The organism is Chloroflexus sp., assembly GCF_034435895.1.
GTDB lineage: Bacteria > Chloroflexota > Chloroflexia > Chloroflexales > Chloroflexaceae > Chloroflexus.
In genome coordinates this window covers 1-21,543 of the sequence record NZ_DAOTWH010000008.1, presented here as the reverse complement: position 1 = coordinate 21,543, position 21,543 = coordinate 1, and the positions used below count along the sequence as shown (strand labels likewise).

General features: G+C 61.5%; 19 protein-coding genes. 17 read left to right on the top strand and 2 right to left on the bottom strand.

Annotation, left to right across the window (positions count from 1 at the left end; genetic code table 11):
• The first annotated feature begins 68 nt into the window (after nt 1–68).
• The 17 genes from mraZ (at nt 69) to ftsZ (ending at nt 19,023) form a co-directional block, all read left to right on the top strand.
• Nucleotides 69–500, top strand: coding sequence for a division/cell wall cluster transcriptional repressor MraZ (gene mraZ / locus U9R81_RS00540; protein WP_322493595.1), 432 nt, complete (start codon nt 69–71; stop codon nt 498–500).
• Nucleotides 500–1,405 (top strand): 16S rRNA (cytosine(1402)-N(4))-methyltransferase RsmH, encoded by a 906-nt coding sequence (rsmH, locus tag U9R81_RS00535; protein WP_322493594.1) that lies wholly within the window; start codon nt 500–502, stop codon nt 1,403–1,405. Before mraZ ends, rsmH begins: the two co-directional genes overlap by 1 nt.
• Before the next feature lie 26 nt (nt 1,406–1,431).
• Nucleotides 1,432–1,800, top strand: a complete 369-nt coding sequence (locus U9R81_RS00530; RefSeq protein ID WP_322493593.1) for a hypothetical protein — start codon at nt 1,432–1,434, stop codon at nt 1,798–1,800.
• Between the two features lie 6 nt (nt 1,801–1,806).
• A complete protein-coding gene (locus tag U9R81_RS00525) occupies nt 1,807–3,615 on the top strand; it encodes a penicillin-binding protein 2 (RefSeq protein WP_322493592.1) in 1,809 nt (602 codons plus the stop codon).
• A 129-nt stretch (nt 3,616–3,744) separates the two neighbouring features.
• Entirely contained in the window at nt 3,745–5,208 is a 1,464-nt protein-coding gene (locus U9R81_RS00520) for a UDP-N-acetylmuramoyl-tripeptide--D-alanyl-D-alanine ligase (protein WP_322493591.1), read from the top strand.
• Nucleotides 5,209–5,238: 30 nt separating this feature from the next.
• Nucleotides 5,239–6,342, top strand: coding sequence for a phospho-N-acetylmuramoyl-pentapeptide-transferase (gene mraY, locus U9R81_RS00515; RefSeq protein WP_322493590.1), 1,104 nt, complete (start codon nt 5,239–5,241; stop codon nt 6,340–6,342).
• Nucleotides 6,342–7,760 carry a UDP-N-acetylmuramoyl-L-alanine--D-glutamate ligase gene (gene murD / locus U9R81_RS00510; protein WP_322493589.1) on the top strand — a complete coding sequence of 473 codons (1,419 nt, stop codon included), beginning with the start codon at nt 6,342–6,344 and terminating at the stop codon, nt 7,758–7,760. Before mraY ends, murD begins: the two co-directional genes overlap by 1 nt.
• Nucleotides 7,741–8,556 (top strand): rhomboid family intramembrane serine protease, encoded by an 816-nt coding sequence (locus tag U9R81_RS00505; RefSeq protein WP_322493588.1) that lies wholly within the window; start codon nt 7,741–7,743, stop codon nt 8,554–8,556. Before murD ends, U9R81_RS00505 begins: the two co-directional genes overlap by 20 nt.
• 469 nt (nt 8,557–9,025) lie before the next feature.
• Nucleotides 9,026–10,300, top strand: a complete 1,275-nt coding sequence (ftsW, locus tag U9R81_RS00500; RefSeq protein WP_322493587.1) for a putative lipid II flippase FtsW — start codon at nt 9,026–9,028, stop codon at nt 10,298–10,300.
• Nucleotides 10,263–11,363 (top strand): UDP-N-acetylglucosamine--N-acetylmuramyl-(pentapeptide) pyrophosphoryl-undecaprenol N-acetylglucosamine transferase, encoded by a 1,101-nt coding sequence (locus U9R81_RS00495; protein WP_322493586.1) that lies wholly within the window; start codon nt 10,263–10,265, stop codon nt 11,361–11,363. The genes ftsW and U9R81_RS00495 overlap by 38 nt, the downstream gene beginning before the upstream one ends.
• Nucleotides 11,360–12,004: a hypothetical protein gene (locus tag U9R81_RS00490; RefSeq protein ID WP_322493585.1), complete on the top strand. Its 645-nt coding sequence runs from the start codon at nt 11,360–11,362 to the stop codon at nt 12,002–12,004. The genes U9R81_RS00495 and U9R81_RS00490 overlap by 4 nt, the downstream gene beginning before the upstream one ends.
• Complete coding sequence (murC, locus tag U9R81_RS00485) at nt 12,001–13,464, top strand: UDP-N-acetylmuramate--L-alanine ligase (RefSeq protein ID WP_322493584.1); 1,464 nt, start codon at nt 12,001–12,003, stop codon at nt 13,462–13,464. Before U9R81_RS00490 ends, murC begins: the two co-directional genes overlap by 4 nt.
• Entirely contained in the window at nt 13,427–14,320 is an 894-nt protein-coding gene (gene murB / locus U9R81_RS00480; protein ID WP_322493583.1) for a UDP-N-acetylmuramate dehydrogenase, read from the top strand. Before murC ends, murB begins: the two co-directional genes overlap by 38 nt.
• Before the next feature lie 277 nt (nt 14,321–14,597).
• Nucleotides 14,598–15,674, top strand: a complete 1,077-nt coding sequence (locus U9R81_RS00475; protein WP_322493582.1) for a D-alanine--D-alanine ligase family protein — start codon at nt 14,598–14,600, stop codon at nt 15,672–15,674.
• 45 nt (nt 15,675–15,719) lie between these two features.
• On the top strand, nt 15,720–16,538 hold the full coding sequence (locus tag U9R81_RS00470) for a cell division protein FtsQ/DivIB (protein WP_322493581.1): 819 nt from the start codon (nt 15,720–15,722) through the stop codon (nt 16,536–16,538).
• 30 nt (nt 16,539–16,568) lie between these two features.
• Nucleotides 16,569–17,816 carry a cell division protein FtsA gene (ftsA, locus tag U9R81_RS00465; RefSeq protein ID WP_322493580.1) on the top strand — a complete coding sequence of 416 codons (1,248 nt, stop codon included), beginning with the start codon at nt 16,569–16,571 and terminating at the stop codon, nt 17,814–17,816.
• Nucleotides 17,817–17,838: 22 nt separating this feature from the next.
• Entirely contained in the window at nt 17,839–19,023 is a 1,185-nt protein-coding gene (gene ftsZ / locus U9R81_RS00460; protein WP_066782663.1) for a cell division protein FtsZ, read from the top strand.
• A gap of 489 nt (nt 19,024–19,512) precedes the next feature.
• Here ftsZ and cysS read toward each other — a convergent pair whose 3' ends face one another.
• A complete protein-coding gene (gene cysS, locus U9R81_RS00455; RefSeq protein WP_322493579.1) occupies nt 19,513–20,715 on the bottom strand; it encodes a cysteine--tRNA ligase in 1,203 nt (400 codons plus the stop codon).
• A gap of 145 nt (nt 20,716–20,860) precedes the next feature.
• A complete protein-coding gene (locus tag U9R81_RS00450; RefSeq protein WP_322493578.1) occupies nt 20,861–21,304 on the bottom strand; it encodes an SH3 domain-containing protein in 444 nt (147 codons plus the stop codon).
• Nucleotides 21,305–21,543: the final 239 nt, after the last annotated feature.

The window sequence follows — 21,543 nt, the reverse complement described above, 5'->3', positions numbered from 1 at the left end:
ATGTGGCGGCGGGTGGGGAAAAGTGGGGAAAAGTGGGCAACTTTCCCATCTACGTAGGAGTAACGGGCGTGTTTCTGGGGACGCACGAACATACCATCGATGAGAAGGGCCGGCTGGCAATTCCGGCCCGCTTTCGCGCCGATCTGGCCGGTGGGATGGTCGTGACCCGCGGTTTTGACCGTTGTCTGCTGATTTTCCCCTTGCCGTTCTGGAGTGATTTGACCCGCCGGGTCAGTGCACTGTCGTTGACCGATGAAGATGCGCGCATGTTGCGCCGGTTGCTGTTTGCTAACGCTTCCGAGCAAGAAATGGATCGGCAGGGGCGGATTTTGCTGCCCCAGAGCTTGCGGGAAAACGTCGATTTGGCCGATCGGGCAGTGTTGGTGGGTCTTGATACCTTTATTGAGGTGTGGGCGCCTGATCGCTGGCGCGAGGTCGAAGAGCGGCTCGCCAGCCAAGGCCCGCGCTTCGACGAACAGATGCGAAAGTTGGGGATTTGATGGTGGTCACGTTCCAACATACGCCGGTGTTGCTGGCTGAGGTAGTAGCGGCTCTCGCGCCGCGGCCCGGCGGTCGCTATCTCGATGCGACCGTTGGCGGCGGCGGGCATGCGCTGGCGGTGTTGCAAGCCGCCCAACCCGGCGGGGTGTTGTTGGGGATTGATGCCGATCCGGCAGCGCTGGCTGCTACTGCCGAGCGGCTGGCCGAGGCCGGTCTCGGCCAACAGGCCGTCTTGCGTCACGGATCGTTCGCCGATCTGGCGGCTTTGGCCGCTGAGGCCGGTTTTACCGCCGTCGAAGGCATTCTGTTCGATCTGGGGGTGTCGTCGTACCAGCTCGATACGCCGGAACGCGGTTTTTCGTTTGCCGCCGATGGCCCGCTCGATATGCGGCTTGACCCGACCCAAGGCCCGACGGCGGCTGATCTGGTGAATCACTTGAGCGAGCGCGAGCTGGCCGGCATCATCTTTCAGTATGGCGAAGAGCACGCGGCGCGCCGGATTGCGCGCGCGATCGTCGAACGCCGGCGCTCGCAGCCATTTCAATCGACTGCCGATCTAGCGGCGGTGGTGGCCCGCGCCGTGGGTGGCCGTCACGGTCGGATCCATCCGGCCACTCGCGCGTTTCAAGCGTTGCGAATCGCGGTCAATCACGAGCTTGACCGGTTGGCGGCGGCGTTGCCGCAGGCGGTCGCGCTGCTCGCCCTTGGCGGTACGTTGGCGGTGATCAGTTTTCATTCGCTCGAAGATCGGATCGTCAAGCAGTTTCTGCGCGCTGAGGCCGCCGGTGAAGCGCCGCGTTTAGCCATCATCACCAAGAAGCCGGTGGTGGCCAGCGCTGCGGAAGTTGCCGCCAATCCGCGGGCGCGGAGCGCCAAATTGCGCGTTGCCGTTCGGATTGCGTAACGAGGGCGGCTAGAAGAGGAAACACGATGGCAGTCAGAAGCGACCAGATTCCTGCTCTGTTGGGGCGAGTGCGGCTGCGCCGGATCGATCTCTCGCGGTACCTTAAGCTTGATGGCGCACGCTATATGCTGCTGCTGGCGCTGATCTGCTGCCTGTTGAGCGTGCTAACTCTCTTGCAGAGCGGATTGGTGGCGCGGATGAACTACGAGCTGGTGGAGCTGCGCCAGCGGCAGGTGCAACTGACCCGCGAGTATTCGCAGTTGCAAGAGCAGATGGCGCGGGTGCAGTCGGTCGAGGCGCGCCTCAAACGGGCCGCCGAATTGGGTTTCCGCCAACCAACGCCTGATCAGTTGCGCTATGTGCGCATTCCAAATCTCCCGAGTCTCGATGAGTAACGAGCTATGGCTGCTACCACTCGCCGGACACATTCGACCACTTCCACCACCGCTGTTACCCCGCCGGTCGGGCGTCTCGCCCGCTGGCGGTTGCAAGCGTTGTTAATTGGTTGTGTGGTGATCACGCTGATTGTGACCGTGCGGTTGGTCGATTTGCAAGTGGTGCGCAGCCAAGAGTTGGCCAACAAAGCGCGGCTCGAGATTGAAACGCCGGTGTTGCTGGCCCCGCGCCGGGGCCAAATTACTGACGCGAAAGGCACGGTGCTGGCGATGGATGTCGAACGGCAAAGCCTGTTTGCTATTCCGCCGCAGGTGCCGGCTGACCGTAAAGCTGAGATTGCCTTGCTGGTCGCTGGACTGACCGGCTCCCCCGCCGAGCCGATCTTGTCGGCGCTTCGCTCTGACCGGCAGTGGGTGCGCTTGGCGCGCTGGCTTGAACCAGAGGTGGCGGCGCAAGTGGCCGAACTCAAGCTGCCCGGTCTGCGGCTGGTCTACGAGCCGATGCGCTTCTACCCGCAAGCGATCACCGCGGCGCAGGTGGTCGGGGCGCTGAATTTGAACGGCGAGGGGATTAGCGGGATTGAGGCGTATTACGATCAGCTTTTGCGGGGGACGGAAGGCCGGGTGGAGGGTGAGTTCGATCCGGCCCGCAACCCGATTGCCACCAGCCTCTCGCGCACCCTGCCGCCGCAAGACGGCGCCAACCTGCAATTGACGATCGATCCGTTCATCCAGCAGGTGGCCGAGCGCGAGTTGAAACAGGCGATTGACGAGCAGAATGCCGATGGCGGGTCGGTGATCGTGCTCGATCCGCGCACCGGCGCGATCCTCGCGATGGCGAGCTGGCCGTTCTTTGACCCCAACCGCTGGCAGGAATACCTGCCGGAGGTGTACGGGCGCAATCCGGCGATTGGCGTGGTCTATGAACCGGGCAGCACATTTAAGATGTTTACGGCGAGTGCGGCGCTCAGTTCGGGTGCGGTGACGATAAATACCACGGTTAATGATCCGGGGTGGGTGGTGCGCTATGGCCGCACGCTGCGCAATTTCGACGGCGCGCCGCGCGGGGCGCTGACGCTGGCCGGCATGCTCTACTATTCGAGCAATGTGGCGGCGTTGCAGTTTAACGAGCTGACCGGCCCGGAAGCGTTTTACCGCACGCTGACCCGCTTCGGCTTCGGCCAGCCGACCGGGGTTGATCTGGCTGGCGAAGAGAGCGGGATTGTCAATTTCTACGGCGGCGCGGGCTACAATCCGCTGACCTTTTTGATCAACGCCTACGGCCAAGCGATTTCGGTGACGCCGTTGCAATTGGTGCAGGCGGCGGCGGCCATTGCCAATGATGGCGTGATGATGCAGCCCTACGTTGTGCAACAGATCTGTCGCAACGAAGAGTGTGTGCAGACCAAACCGCAGGTGGCTGGCCAGCCGATCGAGCCGGAGGTGGCCCGCGCGGTGCGCGAGATGTTGGTCGAGGCGGCCAACCACTATGCCCCGGTCATCTGGGGGCCGCGTACCGGTAATTGGCGTGACCAATGGCTCGTGCCCGGCTACCGGGTCGGGGCCAAGACTGGCACCGCGTCGATCCCGTTGCCCGGCGGCGGCTATGACCCCACCTATACCATCGGTTCGGTGTTGGGGATTGCGCCGGTTGATGAGCCGCGCTTTGTGGTGTTGGTCAAGATCGATCGCCCGAAAAAAGATACGCTCGGCGTGTTAACCGCGATTCCGGTCTATTACAACGTGGTCGATCAATTGTTGCGGTACGCGCATGTGCCGCCAGATCGGTCACTCGTCAGTCCGGGACAACCGTAGGTATTGGTATGGCGTTCGCTCTCTCAGCTTGGTATCAGCCGCCGCCGCTCAATCGAAGTGAGCGGAAGGGAGATGCTATAATGGCCTCCGCGAGGCGCTTGGCGCGCAAGGTGACGTTGGGAGGGCGACTTGATCAGGCTCGACAATTTATTGTATGGGGTGCAACCGCGCGCGACGCGGCAGGCGGTGGCAATGCCGTCGCCGTGGGATGGCCGGCTGATCGGCCCAGTGGTGACCGATTCGCGCGAGGTGACGCCGGGATCGCTCTTTGTGGCGCTGGCCGGCGAACGCACCGATGGGCATCGTTTTTTACCCGATGTGGTGGCGCGCGGTGCGGCGGCAGCGTTGGTGTCGCCGGTGACGCTCGCGGCGTTGGCTCCCGATCTGGCGGCGGCAGCCCGGCCATGGCGGTTGATCGAGCCAACCCAAAGCGCGTTGTTGGCGAACGTTCCGCTTGAGGCGTGCCTCCTCATCGCTGTAGACGACCCGCTGCAAGCGTTGCAGCGCGTGGCTGTCTACCATCGGCGGACGTTCACGCCAACGGTGATTGGTATCACCGGCAGCGTGGGCAAGACCTCGACCAAAGAGGTCGTCGCGGCTGTAGTAAGCCAGCGATTGCGAACCTTAAAAAGCCAACGTAGCTTTAACAGTGATGTGACATTGCCGGCTACCTTGCTCGGGCTGACTGCCGACCATCAAGTGGCAGTGCTCGAGATGGGGATGTGGGCGGCGGGCGAGATCCGCTTCTTGGCGGCGCTCGCTCGCCCCCACATCGGCATTGTGACCAATGTCGGCCCATCGCACCTCGAACGGCTCGGCAGCATCGAGGCGATTGCCAATGCAAAAGCGGAATTGCCTGAGTCGTTGCCGGCTGATGGCTGGTGCATCCTCAACGCCGATGATCCGCGGGTGGCGGCGATGGCGACGCGCACGCCGGCGCGGGTGCTGACGTATGGCTACGCGCCGCACGCCGATGTGCGCGTGACTGATGTGATCAGCTATGGCCTGTACGGGATTGAGCTCACGGTCGTCTATCAAGGCGCGCAGCATCGTTTGCGCACCCCCTTGATTGGGAAGCACCACGCCTATACGGCGCTGGCGGCTATCGCGGCAGGTTTGGTGCTCGGTTTGGATTGGGAAGCGATTACCGCCGGTTTGCGCGCACCCGGTGAACAGTTGCGCCTGCGGGTGGTGCAGAGCCAGACCGGGGTGACGATTATTGACGACACCTACAATGCGGCGCCCTTGTCAACAATCGCTGCGCTGAACGTGTTGGCCGAAACGCCGGGTCGCCGGATCGCCGTGTTGGGTGAGATGCTTGAATTGGGGGCGGCAACCGCAGAGGGGCACCAGCAAGTGGGTGCTGCCGCTGCCCAGACCGCTGATTGGTTGGTGGCGGTTGGCCGGCAAGCGCAGACGATGGCTGAGGCGGCGCTCGCGGCTGGTATGCCGCCCGAGCAGGTGGCAATCTGTCCTGATAACGAATCGGCGATCGAACTGCTCAATCAGATGATCCGCTCTGGTGATTGTCTGCTTATCAAAGGATCGCGCGGTGTGCAGATGGAAACAATCGTTGCCGCGCTCCAAGCCTGAGCGTTACCCCATGACAACAGGAGAAGTTGCGTGAGCGTCCTGCGTGCAGTGTTGGTTCAAGATATGGCGCGCGCCCTGTTGCTCGCCGCTGCTGCGTTTGCGCTAACCCTGATCGTTGGCGCGTGGTGGGTGCAGTTTGCCCGTAAACACAAGCTGGGCAAGCGCATCCGGCCCGATGGCCCGCAGAGCCATCTGGTCAAGGTGGGTACGCCGACGATGGGTGGGATTATGATCGTCAGCACCGTGGTGGTGTTGACCGCGCTCTTCAATCTGGTTGATCGCTGGTCAATGCTGTTGCCGATCGGTGTGATGGTGAGTTTCGCCGTCTTAGGCGGAATCGATGATTGGTTGTCACTGACCGGCTCGCGTTCCAAGACGCATGGTTTCACGGCCAAGTTTAAGTTTTGGATCATGATGGCGGTGGCCTTCTTCGCCAGTCTGGCGCTCTATTTGCCGCAGCCTTATGGGCTAGAGCACGAAGGCTTGGTGCAGATCCCCTTCGTCGGCCAAGTCAATATCGGGCTGTGGTTTATCCCGATTGCGGTGCTGATCATCGTGTTCATCTCGAACGCGGTGAATATTACCGATGGTCTTGATAGTCTGGCCGGCTGGAATTTGACCCTCGCCTTTGGTGCGTATGGCGTGATCACCTTTCTCGCCGAGCCGCGTCTCACCAACCTGATGGCGTTCTGCTTTACCGTTGTCGGTGCGTGCGCCGCCTTCCTGTGGTACAACGCCTATCCGGCGCAGGTCTTTATGGGTGATCTGGGGGCATTGGCGTTGGGGGCAACCCTCGCCGTGGTGGCTTTGCAGTCGCAGCAATGGCTGCTCTTGCCGGTGATCGGAATTGTGTTTGTGGTTGAGGCGCTTTCGACGATGATCCAGACCGGTTACTTTAAGTGGACAAAGTGGCGCTACGGCGAGGGCCGGCGGGTGTTTAAGATGGCTCCGCTCCACCACCATTTTGAATTGCTCGGCTGGAGCCAGCCGCAGGTGACGCAACGGTTTGTGTTGATCGGGACGGTGGCGGCGATGGTGGGGATTTCGCTGGCGCTGATCTTTGGGCCGCCGCGGGTTGAGTCAGGGGTGGATCGGGCGCCTGCGATTATGCAAGAGCGTAATGGGAGCCGGTGATGGTTGCGGTAGCCGGAAAACGAGTGTTGGTAATGGGCTTGGGCGTGCATGGCGGCGGGTTAGGCGTGGCCCGCTGGCTATTGCGCCACGGCGCTGAGGTGACAGTGACCGACCTTGCTCCGGCAGAGGCGCTGGCCGAACCGATTGCCCGCCTCGACGCCTTCGCCGCCGAGCTTGGCAAGCACGTGCGTTATACGTTAGGCGAACATCGCGCCGAAGATATTCGCGCCGCCGAGATGCTGGTGGTTAATCCAGCAGTGCGGCCCGACTCGCCGTGGCTGGCGCTGGCCCGCTCGTGCGGCGTGCCGATCGAAACCGAGATGACCCTCTTCTTTCGCGCCTGCCCCGGCCCGATCCTCGGCGTGACCGGTACCAAAGGCAAGACAACCTCTACCTTGCTGCTGGCGGCGATGATCCGGCAGCGCTATCCCGATACGGTGGCGGCAGGCAATCTGCGCGTCTCGGCGCTCGAGGCGCTCGATCAGATCGGGCCGCAGACGCCGGTGGTGCTGGAATTGAGCAGCTTTCAGCTCGAACGGCTGGGTGAGGCGCGGCTGAGCCCAGCATACGCGCTCCTCACCAATTTGGGGAACGATCACGTCAACTGGCATGGTTCACTCGCAGCTTACGCCAATGCCAAACGGCAAATTATGGCCCATCAAGGCCCTGACGGCGTCGCGGTCTTGCCGCCGGAACAGGCACGCGAGTGGGGCGGCGGGAGACAAGGGGTGATCAGCTATAGCTTGACTGACCCAACCGCTGACGCGACGGTCACGGCTGATGGCACCTTTCGCTATCGCGATGTCATCCTGTTTCACCGGTCAGATCTGCGGTTGCCGGGCGAGCACAACGCGGCCAATGCGTTGGCGGCGGCGACGCTGGCCTACCGGTTTGGGATTGACCCTGCCGCCATTGCAGCGGCGTTGCACACCGTGAGCGGGGTTGAACACCGGCTCGAACTGGTGGCGACGATCGATGGCGTGCGCTATATTAATGATACCACTGCGACGAATCCGGCAGCCACCGCAGTGGCGCTGGCGACGGTGCTGGGGCCGATCGTATTGCTGGCCGGCGGGGCCGACAAGAATCTGGATTTAGCGGCATTAGCAGACACCATTGCGCAAGGTGCAGCAGCAGTCGTGCTCTTGGCCGGCAGCGCCACGCCCACCTTGCAGGCGTTGGTACAAGCGCAAGCGCCATCGTTGCCGGTGGTTGGCCCCTTCGATGATTTGCGAATTGCTGTGGCGCAGGCTCGCATGCTCGCCCCACCCGGCGGCGCTGTCTTGCTCTCACCCGGATGCGCGAGTTTCGGCATGTTTCGGAATGAATTTCATCGCGGCGAAGCGTTTCGCCAGATTGTGCGCGAGATGGCTGCCGTTCGCGCTAGGGAGCAAGCTCATGGCACGCCCGCCCAATGAACCTGACGAGATCGAAGAGTTTTTGCGCCGGGCCGAACGTGAATTTGGCCGCCGGCCCGATCTGCCCGAAGAGCCGCCGCCGCGGCCTGCCCCACCGCCACTGCCGCGCCCGATCGTGACGTATAGCCTGCTCTGGGTGATTGGGATTGTGTATGTGTTAACCAGCGTCCTCAGCGGTTCCTTCTTTCAACCGGCGTTTCCGGTGCTGGTGGCGCTAGGGGCGAAGGTGAATGAGCGGATCGCCAACGGCGAGGTGTGGCGGTTGCTGACAGCCGTCTTCCTACATGCCAACCTGATCCATATTTTCTTCAACGGGTATGCGCTCTCGGTGTTGGGGCCGGAAACCGAACGCTTCTACGGGCACGGGCGGTTGCTGGCGCTCTACATGCTCAGCGGCCTCGGCGGCAGCATCGCATCGTATGCGCTCTCGCCGGCGCCGGCGGTTGGCGCAAGTGGTGCGATCTTCGGCTTGATCGGCGGTCTCGGCATCTTTTACTACCTCAACCGGCAAGCGTTGGGTGAGTTTGGCCGCAATCAGGTGCGCGGCATCGCAGCAATTGCCTTTATCAACCTGCTGATCGGTTTTGCCGCACAGGGGGTTATTGATAATTGGGGGCATTTGGGCGGGTTGGTCAGCGGCGTACTGATCGGAATGGCGCTGTCGCCGCGGCTGACGATTGACCTGCGCTTCTTTCCGCCCTTGTTGATCCGGCGCTTTCCGGCGCAGGGTTGGCTGTGGGCAATGGCAATTGCACTGGTGATGATGGCGCTGGTGCGTCTAGTGACCCCGGCGTAACGGTGGGGTTGCCACCGGTCGCCGCTCACCGTGACGTACCGTGCCGCATGGTTTAGATAGATGTCGCTCGCTTTGGCGCAGGAATTGTTGCGATCGCGCCACCTGCGCACCGGGCGGGCGAAAGGGGCGCGGGCCGCTGGCCCGTTGGGGCGAGTTCAAAGCCGGACAAAATCCATGGGTGTAGATGTGGCTACTTGCTTTGCGATACGCTGGTGTACCCTCACCCCCCCACCCTCTCCCACTGGCGCGGGAGAGGAGAGCGCAGCGCCGGGCTTTGAGGCATCGCGCAGCAATCAACGGTTGTACTCGGCCAAATGGTCTGTTCGCTCCTCAAGGTGCGAGACAGGGGCGCAGGCCGCTGGCCCGCACGCTCGACAGATGAACACTCGTTCAGCGCCAAGCACCGTGCAGCCGGTGAGGGAGGAATGACATTCAGCTCGCAGTTGCGAGCACGATGAAAGAGGATGGTATGGCCAACCCTGACACATCACCCGCTCCAATCCCGCTGTTCGATCGTGCCACGCACCCGCCCGATCGGGTATTGATGGCGACCGTGATTGGTCTTACAACGTTCGGGTTGGTGATGGTCTATAGCGCCAGCTTTGTCGAAGCGGCGGTGTTCAAAAGCAATCCGTTCTACTATGCCTTGCGGCAGATGACTGGTGCGCTGATTGGTTTTGGGTTGATGGTCGTCATACAACGGATCAATCACCGGGTCTGGCAACGCTATTCGATCCACCTCATGGCTGGGTCGCTGCTCTTGTTGGCAGCCGTGTTGATCTTGCCGGCCAGCATGACCGAGGTCAACGGCGCGCGGTCGTGGATCCGCTTCGGCGAAGGGTGGCTCGGCATCTTTAGCATTCAGCCGTCAGAATTTGCCAAGCTGGCGATGATCATCTACTTTGCCCATTGGCTCTCGCGGCGCAGCCACCGGCTCGGCAATGTAACATACGGGTTAGCGCCGTTTGCCGTGATGCTGGGGTTCATCTGCGGTCTGATTATGCTGCAACCCGATTTAGGCACCACCATCGTGATGGTCTTAATCGGCGGCGCAATCTTCTTTGCTGCAGGTGCGAATCTCTTGCACGTCGGCGGTGCGGCTCTCTTGGGCGCAATGGCATTTTGGGCTCTGATCGTGACCTTTCGGAGCGAGCGGTGGGAAGCGTTTCTCGATCCATGGTCGCGGCCCAGTGCCGAGGGGTATCAGATCATCCATGCACTGTACGCGCTGGGCAGCGGCGGGATCTTCGGCCAAGGCGTGGGGATGAGCCGGCAGAAATATCTCTGGTTGCCGCAGCCGCATACCGATACTATCTACGCGATTATTGGCGAAGAATGGGGCCTGCTCGGAACGATTGCCATCTTGATCGCATTTGTCATCATCGCTGCTCGCGGCTACCGGATTGCGGCGCAGGCGCCGTCGCCGTTCGCTGCGCTGGTGGCGGTTGGGATTACCTCGTGGTTGGTGTTTCAGGCATTTATTAACATTGCGGTCACGGTCGCGCTCATTCCGTTTACCGGTTTGACGTTGCCGTTTCTGTCGTATGGCAGCTCATCGCTGATCAGTTGTCTGATGGCGGTGGGCATCTTGTTGAACATTTCACGCCATGTCGATCGGTCAGAACCAGTTAGCACAATATCCAAACGTTACCACCAAACCGAACCCCCTCCGTCTGATCCTGTCGGGTGGCGGAACTGGCGGCCACGTGTATCCGGCCTTAGCCGTCGCCAGCGCGCTCGCTGAACGGGCGCAGGTGGTGTATGCCGGCAGTATGGGCGGGATGGAAGAGCGGATCGTCGCGCGCGAGAGCGCGTTGCCGTTTCGCGCCTTGCCGGCGGCGGCCATCCGTGGGCGCGGGCCGGTGCAGATGGTGCGGTCGCTGCTGATCCTGCTGCGCGGGGTGGCGGCGGCAATGCAGTTGCTCGCACGCGAGCGACCGAATGCCATTCTCGGCACCGGCGGTTATGTTTGTGTGCCGCTGTTCGTCGCCGCTAAACTCCGGCGTATTCCCACAATGATCTATCTGCCCGACGTGGTGCCCGGGTTGGCGGTGCGGTTGCTGAGCCGGATCGCCGATCTGACAGCGGTGAACGTGAGCGATGCCTTGCCGCGGCTGGGGTTGCACGAAGGTCACCGCCGGGCGATGGTCACCGGTTATCCGGTACGGCCCGAACTGTTTACGATCGATCGGGCGGCAGCGCGGGCCGCCTTTGGGATTGCACCTGACCAGCTGGTCTTGCTCGTCTATGGCGGCAGCCGGGGGGCGCGCAGCGTGAATCGGGCGATTGCCGCGCTCTTGCCAACGTTGCTGCCGCTCTGTACCATTATTCACGTCTGTGGGCGCGAAGGCGATCAGGTGTGGTTGGAAGAAGTGGCGGCGCGTCTTGATCCGGCGTTGCGCGCGCGCTACCTGCTCTTCCCCTATCTCGAAAGCGGCAGCGCACAGAGTATGGCAGCGGCGCTGGCAGCGGCAGATGTGACCGTCTGTCGCAGTGGCGCTTCGACGTTGGCCGAATTGCCGGCAGTGGGGTTGCCGGCAGTGTTAGTGCCCTACCCGTATGTGCATCAAGATGAAAACGCTGATTATCTGGTGCAACGCGGCGCGGCGCTGAAGGTCGCCGATCAGGCGATGTTGGGTGATGGCGATCCAGCCGAAGGGCCGCTCGCGCAGGCGGTGCGACAATTACTAACGGATGGGGGGATGCGGAAGCAGATGGCAGCTCGTAGCCACGCGCTGGCCCGTCCTGATGCGGCCCACGCTTTGGCTATGGCGCTGATTGGCCTTGCGCAGAGGAGTTCGGCATGATTGAGCAGTGGATGGTGCTCCCCCTTGGGCAGACAGCTATTACTGTTAATCTCAACGGCGTGGCGATTTTGCTCATTCTGATGGCGTTGGGCGGTTATGCCGGGTATCAGCAGGGGTTACGCAACCTGTTGACAGTCGCAATCTGGACGATTATCGCTTATGTCTTGTGCGTGCGCGGCGGCACGTTTGTGGTTGAGGTGATCAACCGGTTGTGGGTCAATGCGCCGCGCTTTGTGGCGTTTCTGATCGGGAATGACCCAACATTGGCCCCGCCGCTCGATCCGCTGATCACGCCGGGGTTTCAGGTGCCGCTCTTCTTTCGCACCATGGCCTTTATTGCGCTGATCTTGCTGGGGATGTTTTTTGATAGCAAGGCCGCTTGGAAGGGGCCGCCCAAGGAAAAGCTGGCTCGTCCGCTTGGGTTGTTTGTCGGGGCGTTGATCGCGCTGCTCTGGACGAACGCGGTCGTCGTGTTCTGGCGCGAGTTTGTTGAGGGCGGCGGCACGTTTGAAGGGCCGATTGCAACCTTCTTGAACGTGTTGCCTGATGTCGGCATCTTGTTGCCGTCGCTGATTGCGATCTTCTTTATGATTTTGGGTTTGCTGATTTTGTTCAACTTTCCAAAGGTCTGGAAGCCGTGAGTCACTATCACATCATCGGAATTGCCGGGGCCGGCATGAGCGCCATTGCCCATCTGTTGCTCGACCAAGGCCATACGGTGAGCGGGTCTGATCTGGCCGCGAATCGGGCGACAGCGGCGTTGGCGGCGCGAGGAGCGCAGATTTGGCAAGGGCACGACGCGGCGTATGTGCGTGGCGCCGATGTGGTGCTGGCTACTGCCGCTATCCGTGGCCCGCATCCGGAACTCGAAGCCGCCGTCGCGCTCGGTATTCCCCGCCTGAGCCGGGCCGATCTCTGGCGGGAATGGTCGGCCCAGCGTCCGGTTATCGCAGTGGCCGGTACCCACGGCAAGACGACCACGAGCGCGATGACGGCGCTGGCTTTGCGGGGGGGCGGGGTAGAGTGCGGTTTTTTGATCGGTGCCGAAGTGCCTGATCTCGGCGGGAGCGCACAGTGGGGTGATCCGGCAGCGCCGCTGGTGATCGAGGCCGATGAGTATGATCGCGTGTTTTTGGCCCTGACGCCAGCGCTGGCGATTGTCACCAATGTCGAGTGGGATCATCCCGATATCTACCCGTCTGCCGAGGAGTATGCTGCGGCCTTTGCGACCTTTGCCCGGCAGGTGCGCGATCGGCGCCGGTTGCTGCTCTGCGCTGATGATCCCGGCGCGGCGGCGCTGGATAGCGATGGCCAAGCCCGCCTCTATGGGATTGACGAACAGATCGCGTGCGATCCGGTTTCGTGCCGGCTGGCTCCGCTCGATTGGACAGCGAGCCGGGTGGAGGCTACCGCTACCGGCCAGCAGTTCGATCTCTGGTATTACGACCGGCGGACGTTTGCCCGCCGGTTGGCGGCGATGGTGACGTTGGCGGCGCCCGGTCTGCACAACGTGCGCAATGCAACGGCGGCGTTGGCGGCGGCGGCGTTGTGGGGGGCTGATCTGAACACGGCAGCAGCGGCGCTGGCAACCTATCGCGGTAGTAGCCGGCGGTTTGAATGGCGCGGCGAAGCGGCGGGGATGACGGTGATTGACGATTATGCGCATCACCCGACTGAAGTGCAGGCCACAATTGCGGCGGCGCAGCAGCGGTATCCCGGACGGCGCGTGATCGTCTATCTGCAACCGCATACCTTCAGCCGCACGCGTAGCCTATGGGCACAGTGGCCCGATGCTTGCCGCGCGGCAGCGGCGGTGTTGGTGGGTGACATCTATCCGGCCCGCGAACAGGGTGATCCAGTGGCGCTGGCGGCTGAGTTAGCAACCCATCTGGCGACTCACGGGATCACTGCCCATTACGCTGGCGCTCCAACCAAAGCGGCGGCGCTGATCACCACCGTGGCCCGGCCCGGCGATGTGGTCTTGACCCTCGGCGCCGGCGATAGCGACCGGGTGGCGGCGCTGGCGTTGGCACGGTTGCGCGCCGCGCAGACGGAGACCATCCATGAAAGAGACGCTGCCAATCACGCTTCGCACCGATGAGCCGATGGTCCGCCATACCTCATGGCGGGTAGGAGGGCCGGCGCGCTACTACGCCGAACCGGCGACGCCTGAAGAGGCGATCGCATTGGCGGCGTGGGCGACTGCTCAAGGCTTGCCGTTGATCTGGGTGGGCCGCGGCACCAACTTGCTGGTGCGTGACGAGGGCTTTGCCGGTGTGATCGCGTCGTACCGCGGCCAGCGCTGGGCCTTGCATGAAGCGGGTGATGAGGCCGAGTTGTGGATCGAGGCGGGTGCGCCGATGGCCGGTACGGCTCGCCGGTTGGCAGCAATGGGGTGGGCAGGCTTGGAATGGGCTGAAGGGTTGCCCGGCGCGATCGGCGGCGCGATTGTCGGTAATGCCGGTTGTTACGGCGGCGATACCGCGAGCGTGCTGATTGCCGCCGAGCTGTTACTCAATGGACGCGAACGGGTAGAGTGGCCAGTGAGCGCGTTAGCGTATGCCTACCGCGAGAGCGTGCTCAAGCATCCAGTGGCGGAAGGCATTCCCCCGTTGGTGTTGGCCGGACGCTTCCGTCTGCGACGGGCCAATCCGGCGGTCTTGGCGGCGCGGATGGCAGCGATTGCCACCGAGCGGAAACGTAAAACGCCGGCGGGCAGTTCGTGCGGCAGCGTGTTTAAAAATCCACCCGGCGAGAGTGCGGGGCGCTTGATCGAAGCTGCTGGTCTCAAAGGCGTGCAGATCGGCGACGCCGAGATCAGCCCGATCCACGCCAATTACATTGTCAATCGCGGTCAAGCGCGCGCTGCCGACATTCTGGCGTTGATCGAATTGGTGCGCGCTACTGTTGCCGAACGGTTTGGGATCACGTTGCACCTTGAGGTGCGGGTGATCTAGGGAGTGGGGCGTAGGGGGTAGGGAGATAGGGGCGCGGGCCGCTGGCCTGCCGGCGTGGGAAAGGGGCGCGGGCCGCTGGCCCGCAGACGGATCAAAACGTTACGCACTGAAAAACTTTCTTGATCCATTACTGAGTCTACTATCGTTTCTAATGCTTAGCTAAAATCAAATCCAAGATCAACATGAACGAAATCATGCGCAAAATTTTCCTAACCACTTCGTTTATTCAAAAAACGATCGGTTCAGCGAGCGATGAGACAGTTCCGGGAGGCGGCTAATGAGCCAACCGATCACGATTGCCGTCATCTTCGGCGGGCAGAGCGGTGAACACGAGGTATCGCTGGTTTCAGCGCATGCCGTCATCAATAACCTCGATCCCGATCGATACCACATCGAAACGATTGGTATCGGCAAAGACGGCTGCTGGTGGCACGGCCCCGGCGCATTAGCAGCGTTGATGGCCGCCGCCGATCCGGCCCGCTTGCCGGCCAGCGCCACAATGGCTGCTCCCGGCCCGGTGCGCGAATTAGGTCGAGTCGGTGCGCCGGGATGGGCCTTGCCCGCGGCTGATGTCTACTTTCCCGTATTGCACGGCCCGTATGGCGAAGATGGCACCATCCAAGGATTGCTGGAACTGGCCGGCAAGCCGTATGTCGGTTGCGGCGTGGCGGCCAGCGCAGTCGGCATGGATAAAGGCTTGATGAAAGCGGCCTTTGCCGCCGCTGGCTTGCCGGTGCTGCCATGGTTGCTAGTGCGGCGCGTTGAATTGGCGGCTATCGAGGCGGTATGCAACCGGATCGAAGCGACATTGCATTTCCCGATCTTTGTCAAGCCGGCCAATCTCGGCAGTAGCGTTGGCGTCAGCAAAGCGCGTGATCGGGCAGAATTGATCGCTGCGCTGCACGAAGCCGCCCGCTACGATCGCCGGATTGTGGTCGAGCAAGGCATCCCGGCGCGCGAAATCGAAATTTCGGTGTTGGGGAACGATCAGATTGAAGCCAGCCTTCCCGGCGAGATTATCCCCGCCGGTGAGTGGTACGACTACCACGCTAAGTATATTGATGGCGGCTCGCAAACGATCGTACCGGCGGCGCTTGCGCCGGCCCAGATCGTGCAGGTGCAGGCGCTGGCGATACAGGCCTTTCAAGCGATCGATGGCGCGGGGTTGGCGCGGGTTGATTTCCTGCTCGACCGCGAGCAGGGCACGTTCTGGCTCAATGAGGTGAATACGATGCCCGGCTTTACGCCGATCAGTATGTACGCCAAAATGTGGGCCGCGAGCGGTCTGTCCTATCCCCGCCTGCTCGACCGGCTGGTGGCATTGGCGTTAGCGCGGGCCGGGCATGGGTCGTAAGTGGCGAGCGAGGCATCAAGGGTTAGGTGAAGGGCGCACAAACCTATGGAATACAATCCGCCAAACACACGCGAACGAGTTGCCGCGCGCCGGCAGCGAGCGCGCCGGCCTACCGATGAACCGGCGGTGCCGGGTTGGCGCCGGCGCTTGCTTGATAGCTGGCACAGCGGGCGCATTGCCAGCGGCGCAATCTTTGCCGTGAGCTGTCTAGCCCTCTTTTATGCGCTCTTCAGCAGCCAGTTCCGCGTGCAGACCGTCGAAGTGGTGGGGGTGGAGTTTCTTAGCCCTGAGCGGATTGTCGACGCTATCCCGCTGCGTGGGCAGCCGATCTGGTTGATCGATGAAGAGCAGACAATCGCGCCGTTACTGGCGAGTCCCTTTGTCGAGCATGCCCGGCTGAGCCTAATCCTGCCTGATCGGGCGCGGATCGTGATTGTCGAACGCCAGCCGGCAGTCTATTGGCGCACCGGCGGGCTTGATTATCTGGTTGACCGGCAGGGCTATGTGATTGAGCCGGCGCCAGCGCCGCCGCCGGACGATGCGCTCGTCATCGTGGATACTTCTAATTTGCCGGTCGAACCGAATAAGCGGCTCGATACCGACGCTCTGGCGCTAGCGCGCGAACTGGCTCTGCTGTTGCCGAATGAATTGGGGCTGCAACCGGCCCAGATCGGCTGGGATGTCGGTTTAGGCGTCTTTGTGCGCACCGCCCAAGATCAGATGATCGTGTTTGGCCGCAGCGAGCGGCTCGAACGCAAACTGACTATATTGGCGTATATGCTTGCCGATGGCACACCGTTTACTTATCTCGATTTACGATCGATCAACCCATATTACCAAAACCGTACCGACGGCAGGCCGTGAGCGCCGTCTGCGGCAGGCAGCGAGGATACTATGGCACGAACCATGGCACGCACCATTGTCGGGATAGATGTTGGCACAAGCAAAATCTGTACTATCGTCGGCCAAATCGGCGATGGCCGGCGGCTGAATATTCTTGGCGTGGGAATGGTGCCCAGCCGTGGGATCGATAAAGGGGTAGTCGTCAATATCGACGATGCGGCTTCAGCCATTGAAGCCAGTATTGAAAAGGCCGAGCGGGCCAGCGGTTTGAGTATCAACCACGCCTTTGTCGGGATTGCCGGGCGCCATATTTCCTCACTCAATAGCCGGGGGGTGGTGGCGGTGCAGAATCCCGATGGGATTTCGCGTCACGATGTGGCGCGGGCCATCGAAGCGGCGCAGGCAGTGGCCTTGCCGACCCAGCGCGAGATTATTCACATTATTCCCCGCGCCTATGTGATTGATGGCAACGATGGCATTCGCGATCCGATCGGGATGAGCGGTCTACGGTTGGAAGTAGAGACCCACATCATCACCGGCGAAGCAATGGCGATTCAAAACCTGATTCGCAGCGTCGAGCGGGCCGGTGTCCAGATCGACGATCTGGTCTTGCAACCGTTAGCCGCTGCGGAAGCAGTGCTCAGCGATGACGACAAAGAGCGCGGGGTGATGCTGATCAATATTGGCGGCGCGACGACTGACCTCGTGATCTTTGCCCAAGGCGGGGTGTGGCACACCGGCGTGATCCCGGTCGGCGGCCAGCACTTTACCAACGATATTGTCTACGTGCTGCACACGCCACCCAACACCGCCGAATATCTCAAACTACGCTACGGCAGCGCCATCGCCGGCAACCCACCGGCGCCGGGTGATGAAAGCGACCTGATCGACGCCGAGACGTTGACGGTAGGGGAAAAGCAGCAGATCAGCGCCTATCTGCTGAAACAGGTCTTGCAGGCGCGCGCCGAAGAATTGATCGAGTTGATCGTGGACGAGGCGCGGCGCAGCGGTTACGAGAGCATGTTGCCGGCAGGCATCGTCTTGACCGGCGGTGGCGCACAGCTTAGCCGGTTCGATGATTTGTTGCGCGACGATTTGCGCTTACCGGTACGGATCGGCATTCCCAGCGGGTTAGGCGGTTTACATGACGCGCTTGACTCGCCGGCGTATGCAACGGCTGTGGGGCTTTTACGATGGGGAATGCGGTACGGCGGGCGGCCGCTTGAGCAGTCTTCGTCTGATGATACGAGTTCGCTATACGAGCGCTTCCGCCGCTGGTTGCGCGAATTATTACCATAACACTACTCAAGGAGGTTCGCACATGGTTGATCGAAGCAGCAATGGCTTCTCGCTGGAAGACTTTGCCCAGATCAAGGTGGTTGGCGTTGGCGGCGGCGGCAGCAATGCAGTGGATCGCATGATTGCCGCTGGCGTGCAGGGGGTCGAGTTTATTACCGTCAATACTGATGTGCAGGCCTTGATGCACTCGCTGGCGCCGGTGCGGATTCGCATTGGTGATAAGCTCACCCGCGGTCTGGGCAGCGGCGGCAATCCGGTGATCGGGCAGAAGGCGGCGGAGGAGAATCAGGAAGATATCTACGAGCAGTTGAAGGGCGCTGATATGGTCTTTGTCGCTGCCGGTATGGGTGGCGGCACTGGCACCGGCGCATCGCCGATCATCGCCGGGATTGCCCATGACCTCGGCGCACTGACGGTTGGCGTCGTCACCCGCCCCTTCACCTTTGAAGGCAATCACCGCCGCAAAGTGGCCGAGGCCGGGATCGAACAGTTGCGCCCGGTGGTTGATACCTTGATCGTCATTCCTAATGACCGCCTCTTGCAGACGGCCAGCAAGAATACCACCTTCCAGCAGGCGTTTTTGATGGCTGATGATGTGTTGCGCCAAGGTATTCAGGGCATTTCTGACCTGATTACCCAGCGCGGTCTGATTAATGTCGACTTCGCCGACGTCAAGACGATTATGGCCCAGCAAGGTTCGGCGTTGATGGCGGTCGGCTATGGTAAGGGCGATGCTCGCGCGCTTGATGCCGTCAATCAGGCGATTGCCAGCCCCTTGCTCGAGGTCAGCATTGACGGGGCGAAGGGGGTGCTCTTTAACATTACCGGTGGCGAAGATCTCGGCATTATGGAGGTCTACGAGGCAGCCGATATTGTCGCTAAGCAGGTTGATCCCGACGCCAACATTATCATTGGCGCCGTGATTGATCCCAATTTCCCTCCCGGTGAGATCAAGATCACGCTGATCGCGACCGGTTTCGATATGAACCGCAACTCCAACGTGCAACGCACCCGTTCGTATCCGACAGCGGCGACCAGCACTGGCCAAGCGACCGGGCAGATCGGCGGGCAACCGGCCCAGCGCCCCAAGCAGACGACGCCGGCGCCGGTGCAGCCACCGGTGCAACCGGTGCGTCCGGCGATGCCCAACGATGATCTCGACATCCCGCCCTTCTTGCGCGGGCGCGATCGCAATCGCCAGCGGTGAGATGAAGTCCGGTTCCAGATCGTACAGCAGGCTACCGCCTGAGCAGCAATTTATGGAGTGCGGCAGTTTAACTGCCGCATGTTATCGTTTGTGCCAGCGAACACTGCGCATCATCCAGACGGTGGGCCAAGGCATTTGCTGCCTCTGCGGCGCTAATGCCGTTAAGGTGTTGTAGACGGTCGCAACTCTGCAATCTGGAGTGCGGCAGTCGCACTGCCGCACTCCAGCGGTTACAATCACGATGCTGACAGGGTAGTTGTGAATGTGCGGCAGTCGCACTTCCGCCATCTACCGGTCACACACACGATCGGCGAGGATGTTCCGTTGCAAACATGCGCAGCAGTTGCACTGCCTCACTCCAAAGGCTGAAACCACGGTCACGATCCCGCGTACAGGGCGGGTGTGAGCGTGCGGCACGCATCCCGCCGCATTCCAGCGGCTGTGGCAGCCACAGGCAACTGCAAACCCACTGTGCTGCTGCACCCAATGCTATGGTTCGCGCAGCGTGAAACCGATCATCGTTGCGAGATCACGCACGATCGCTTGTGCCGCGCTTATGTCGCGGCCCTCGGCGGCGGCATCGATGATCACGCCGGCCATCGTGTGCAGTGTTGCCAATGCTGCCGGCGTATCCAGATCATCGTCCATCGCCGCAATCACGTCGGTGCGGCCACGGCTCACATCGAGCGGACTATGGTCGCCGCCTCTGACGGTCACGGCCCGGCGGAGATCGGCAGCGTACCGCTCGTAGCGCGCCAGCGCGTCGCGCCGGTAGTCAAACTCCTCGCGGTAGTGTTCACTGAGCAGATACCAGCGGATCGCGTCGGGATGGTGCAGGCGCAACGCATCGCGGGCAAAGACCAAATTCCCCAACGACTTGCTCATCTTCTCGCCATCGAGCCAGACCAAGCCGACGTGCATCCAGTAGCGCACAAAGGGCTTTTTACCGGTGGCTGATTCGCTCTGCGCGATTTCGCACGAGTGATGCGGGAAGATTAGATCGGCTCCTCCGCCGTGAATATCGATCTGATCGCCTAAGTAACGTCTCGACATCGCGCTGCACTCGATATGCCAACCCGGACGGCCCATGCCCCACGGGCTCTCCCACTTTGGTTCATCAGGATTACCGCGTTGCCAGAGCACAAAATCGAGCGGATCGCGCTTGCAGGGGTCATTGGGATTATTGCCGCGCTGATTGGCAATTGCCATCAACTCGGCATACCCCATGCGCGCCATCCGCCCGAAATCAGGGTCGGTTTGAATGCTGAAATAGACGTTGCCATCGGCGACGTAAGCGTGGCCGAGTTCGATCAGGCGCTCGATGATCGGAATCATCGTGCCGATTTCCTCGCTCACCCGCGGGAAGAAGGTCGGCGGCAGAATGTTGAGACCGGCGTAATCGGCACGCAACTGGGCAATTTGGCGTTCGGCCAGCTCGTACCAATCCACCCCATCGCGGCGGGCGCGCTCGAAAAGCGGATCATCCACGTCGGTCACGTTCTGGCAGTAGCGCACCGTCGCGCCGTGCCATTGCAGATAGCGCACCAATACGTCAAAGACGATAAAGGTGCGGGCGTGCCCCATGTGGGTCGTGTCATAAGGTGTCACCCCACAGACATAGAGCGTTACCGGGCGATCGGTGGGGATGGTAAATGGTTCGCGGATACGGGACAACGTATTAAAAAGCTGCATGGAATGCATCCTTTGCTGAAGCCGTCAGACGTAGCGATTATGCTACTCTCTACTATGGTAGCACTAATTGGTATTGCTGCGTTGCTCTGATCCCATTAAGAGCCGGCCCGCAGGCCGGCTCTTCCATCAGACACCTATGCCAGTCCTATGGCGTAGCTACCGGCACCCGCGCCGCGATCTCAGGCGCCACCTCAAGGACGGCTGCCGACATCCAGCCGCTCTGGCCATCGGGCAGGCGCACAACGTACCAATTGGCGCGCTGGCCTTCGAGCAGCACTTCGGTGTTAACCGGCACAACCGTGATAATCCGAAACGACGTGCCGGGGCCATTGCGCAGATTTGCTTCCACGTTGACGCGCCCGACAAAGCGTTCAACAGTGGGTGTGACCGTGCTCGGCGGAACGAGCACAATCGTTACCGGTGACCGGGTTGGTTGCGGCGTCACCGGTGTGACGGTTGGCAAGCGGGCTAAGGTGGGGAAGGGGCTGGGAGTAGGCGGCAGCGCTGCCGCCAGATCAATGCAGGCGGTGAGCAGTAACGCGCCGCTCAACCATAAGCACCACCACCAAGCAGAGCGTCTTCGGTTCATAGGAGTTCCTGTTGCACGTGTGCGATCACGTATCTGAGAATGATGGCAAATATTCTCTAGTAATAGTTTACCAATATCGAAAGCAAAGGTGTAAGATCGACCGGAATCTTTACGACCAACCCGCGATAGCAACAGCCGGGTGGCAATGGTGATGGCTGGCTGAGGAGGCATGATGTCATTGCGCGGGCGCACCGCGCCCGAAGCAATCTCCTGCTTCAGCGCTTGCAATGCCTGCACGG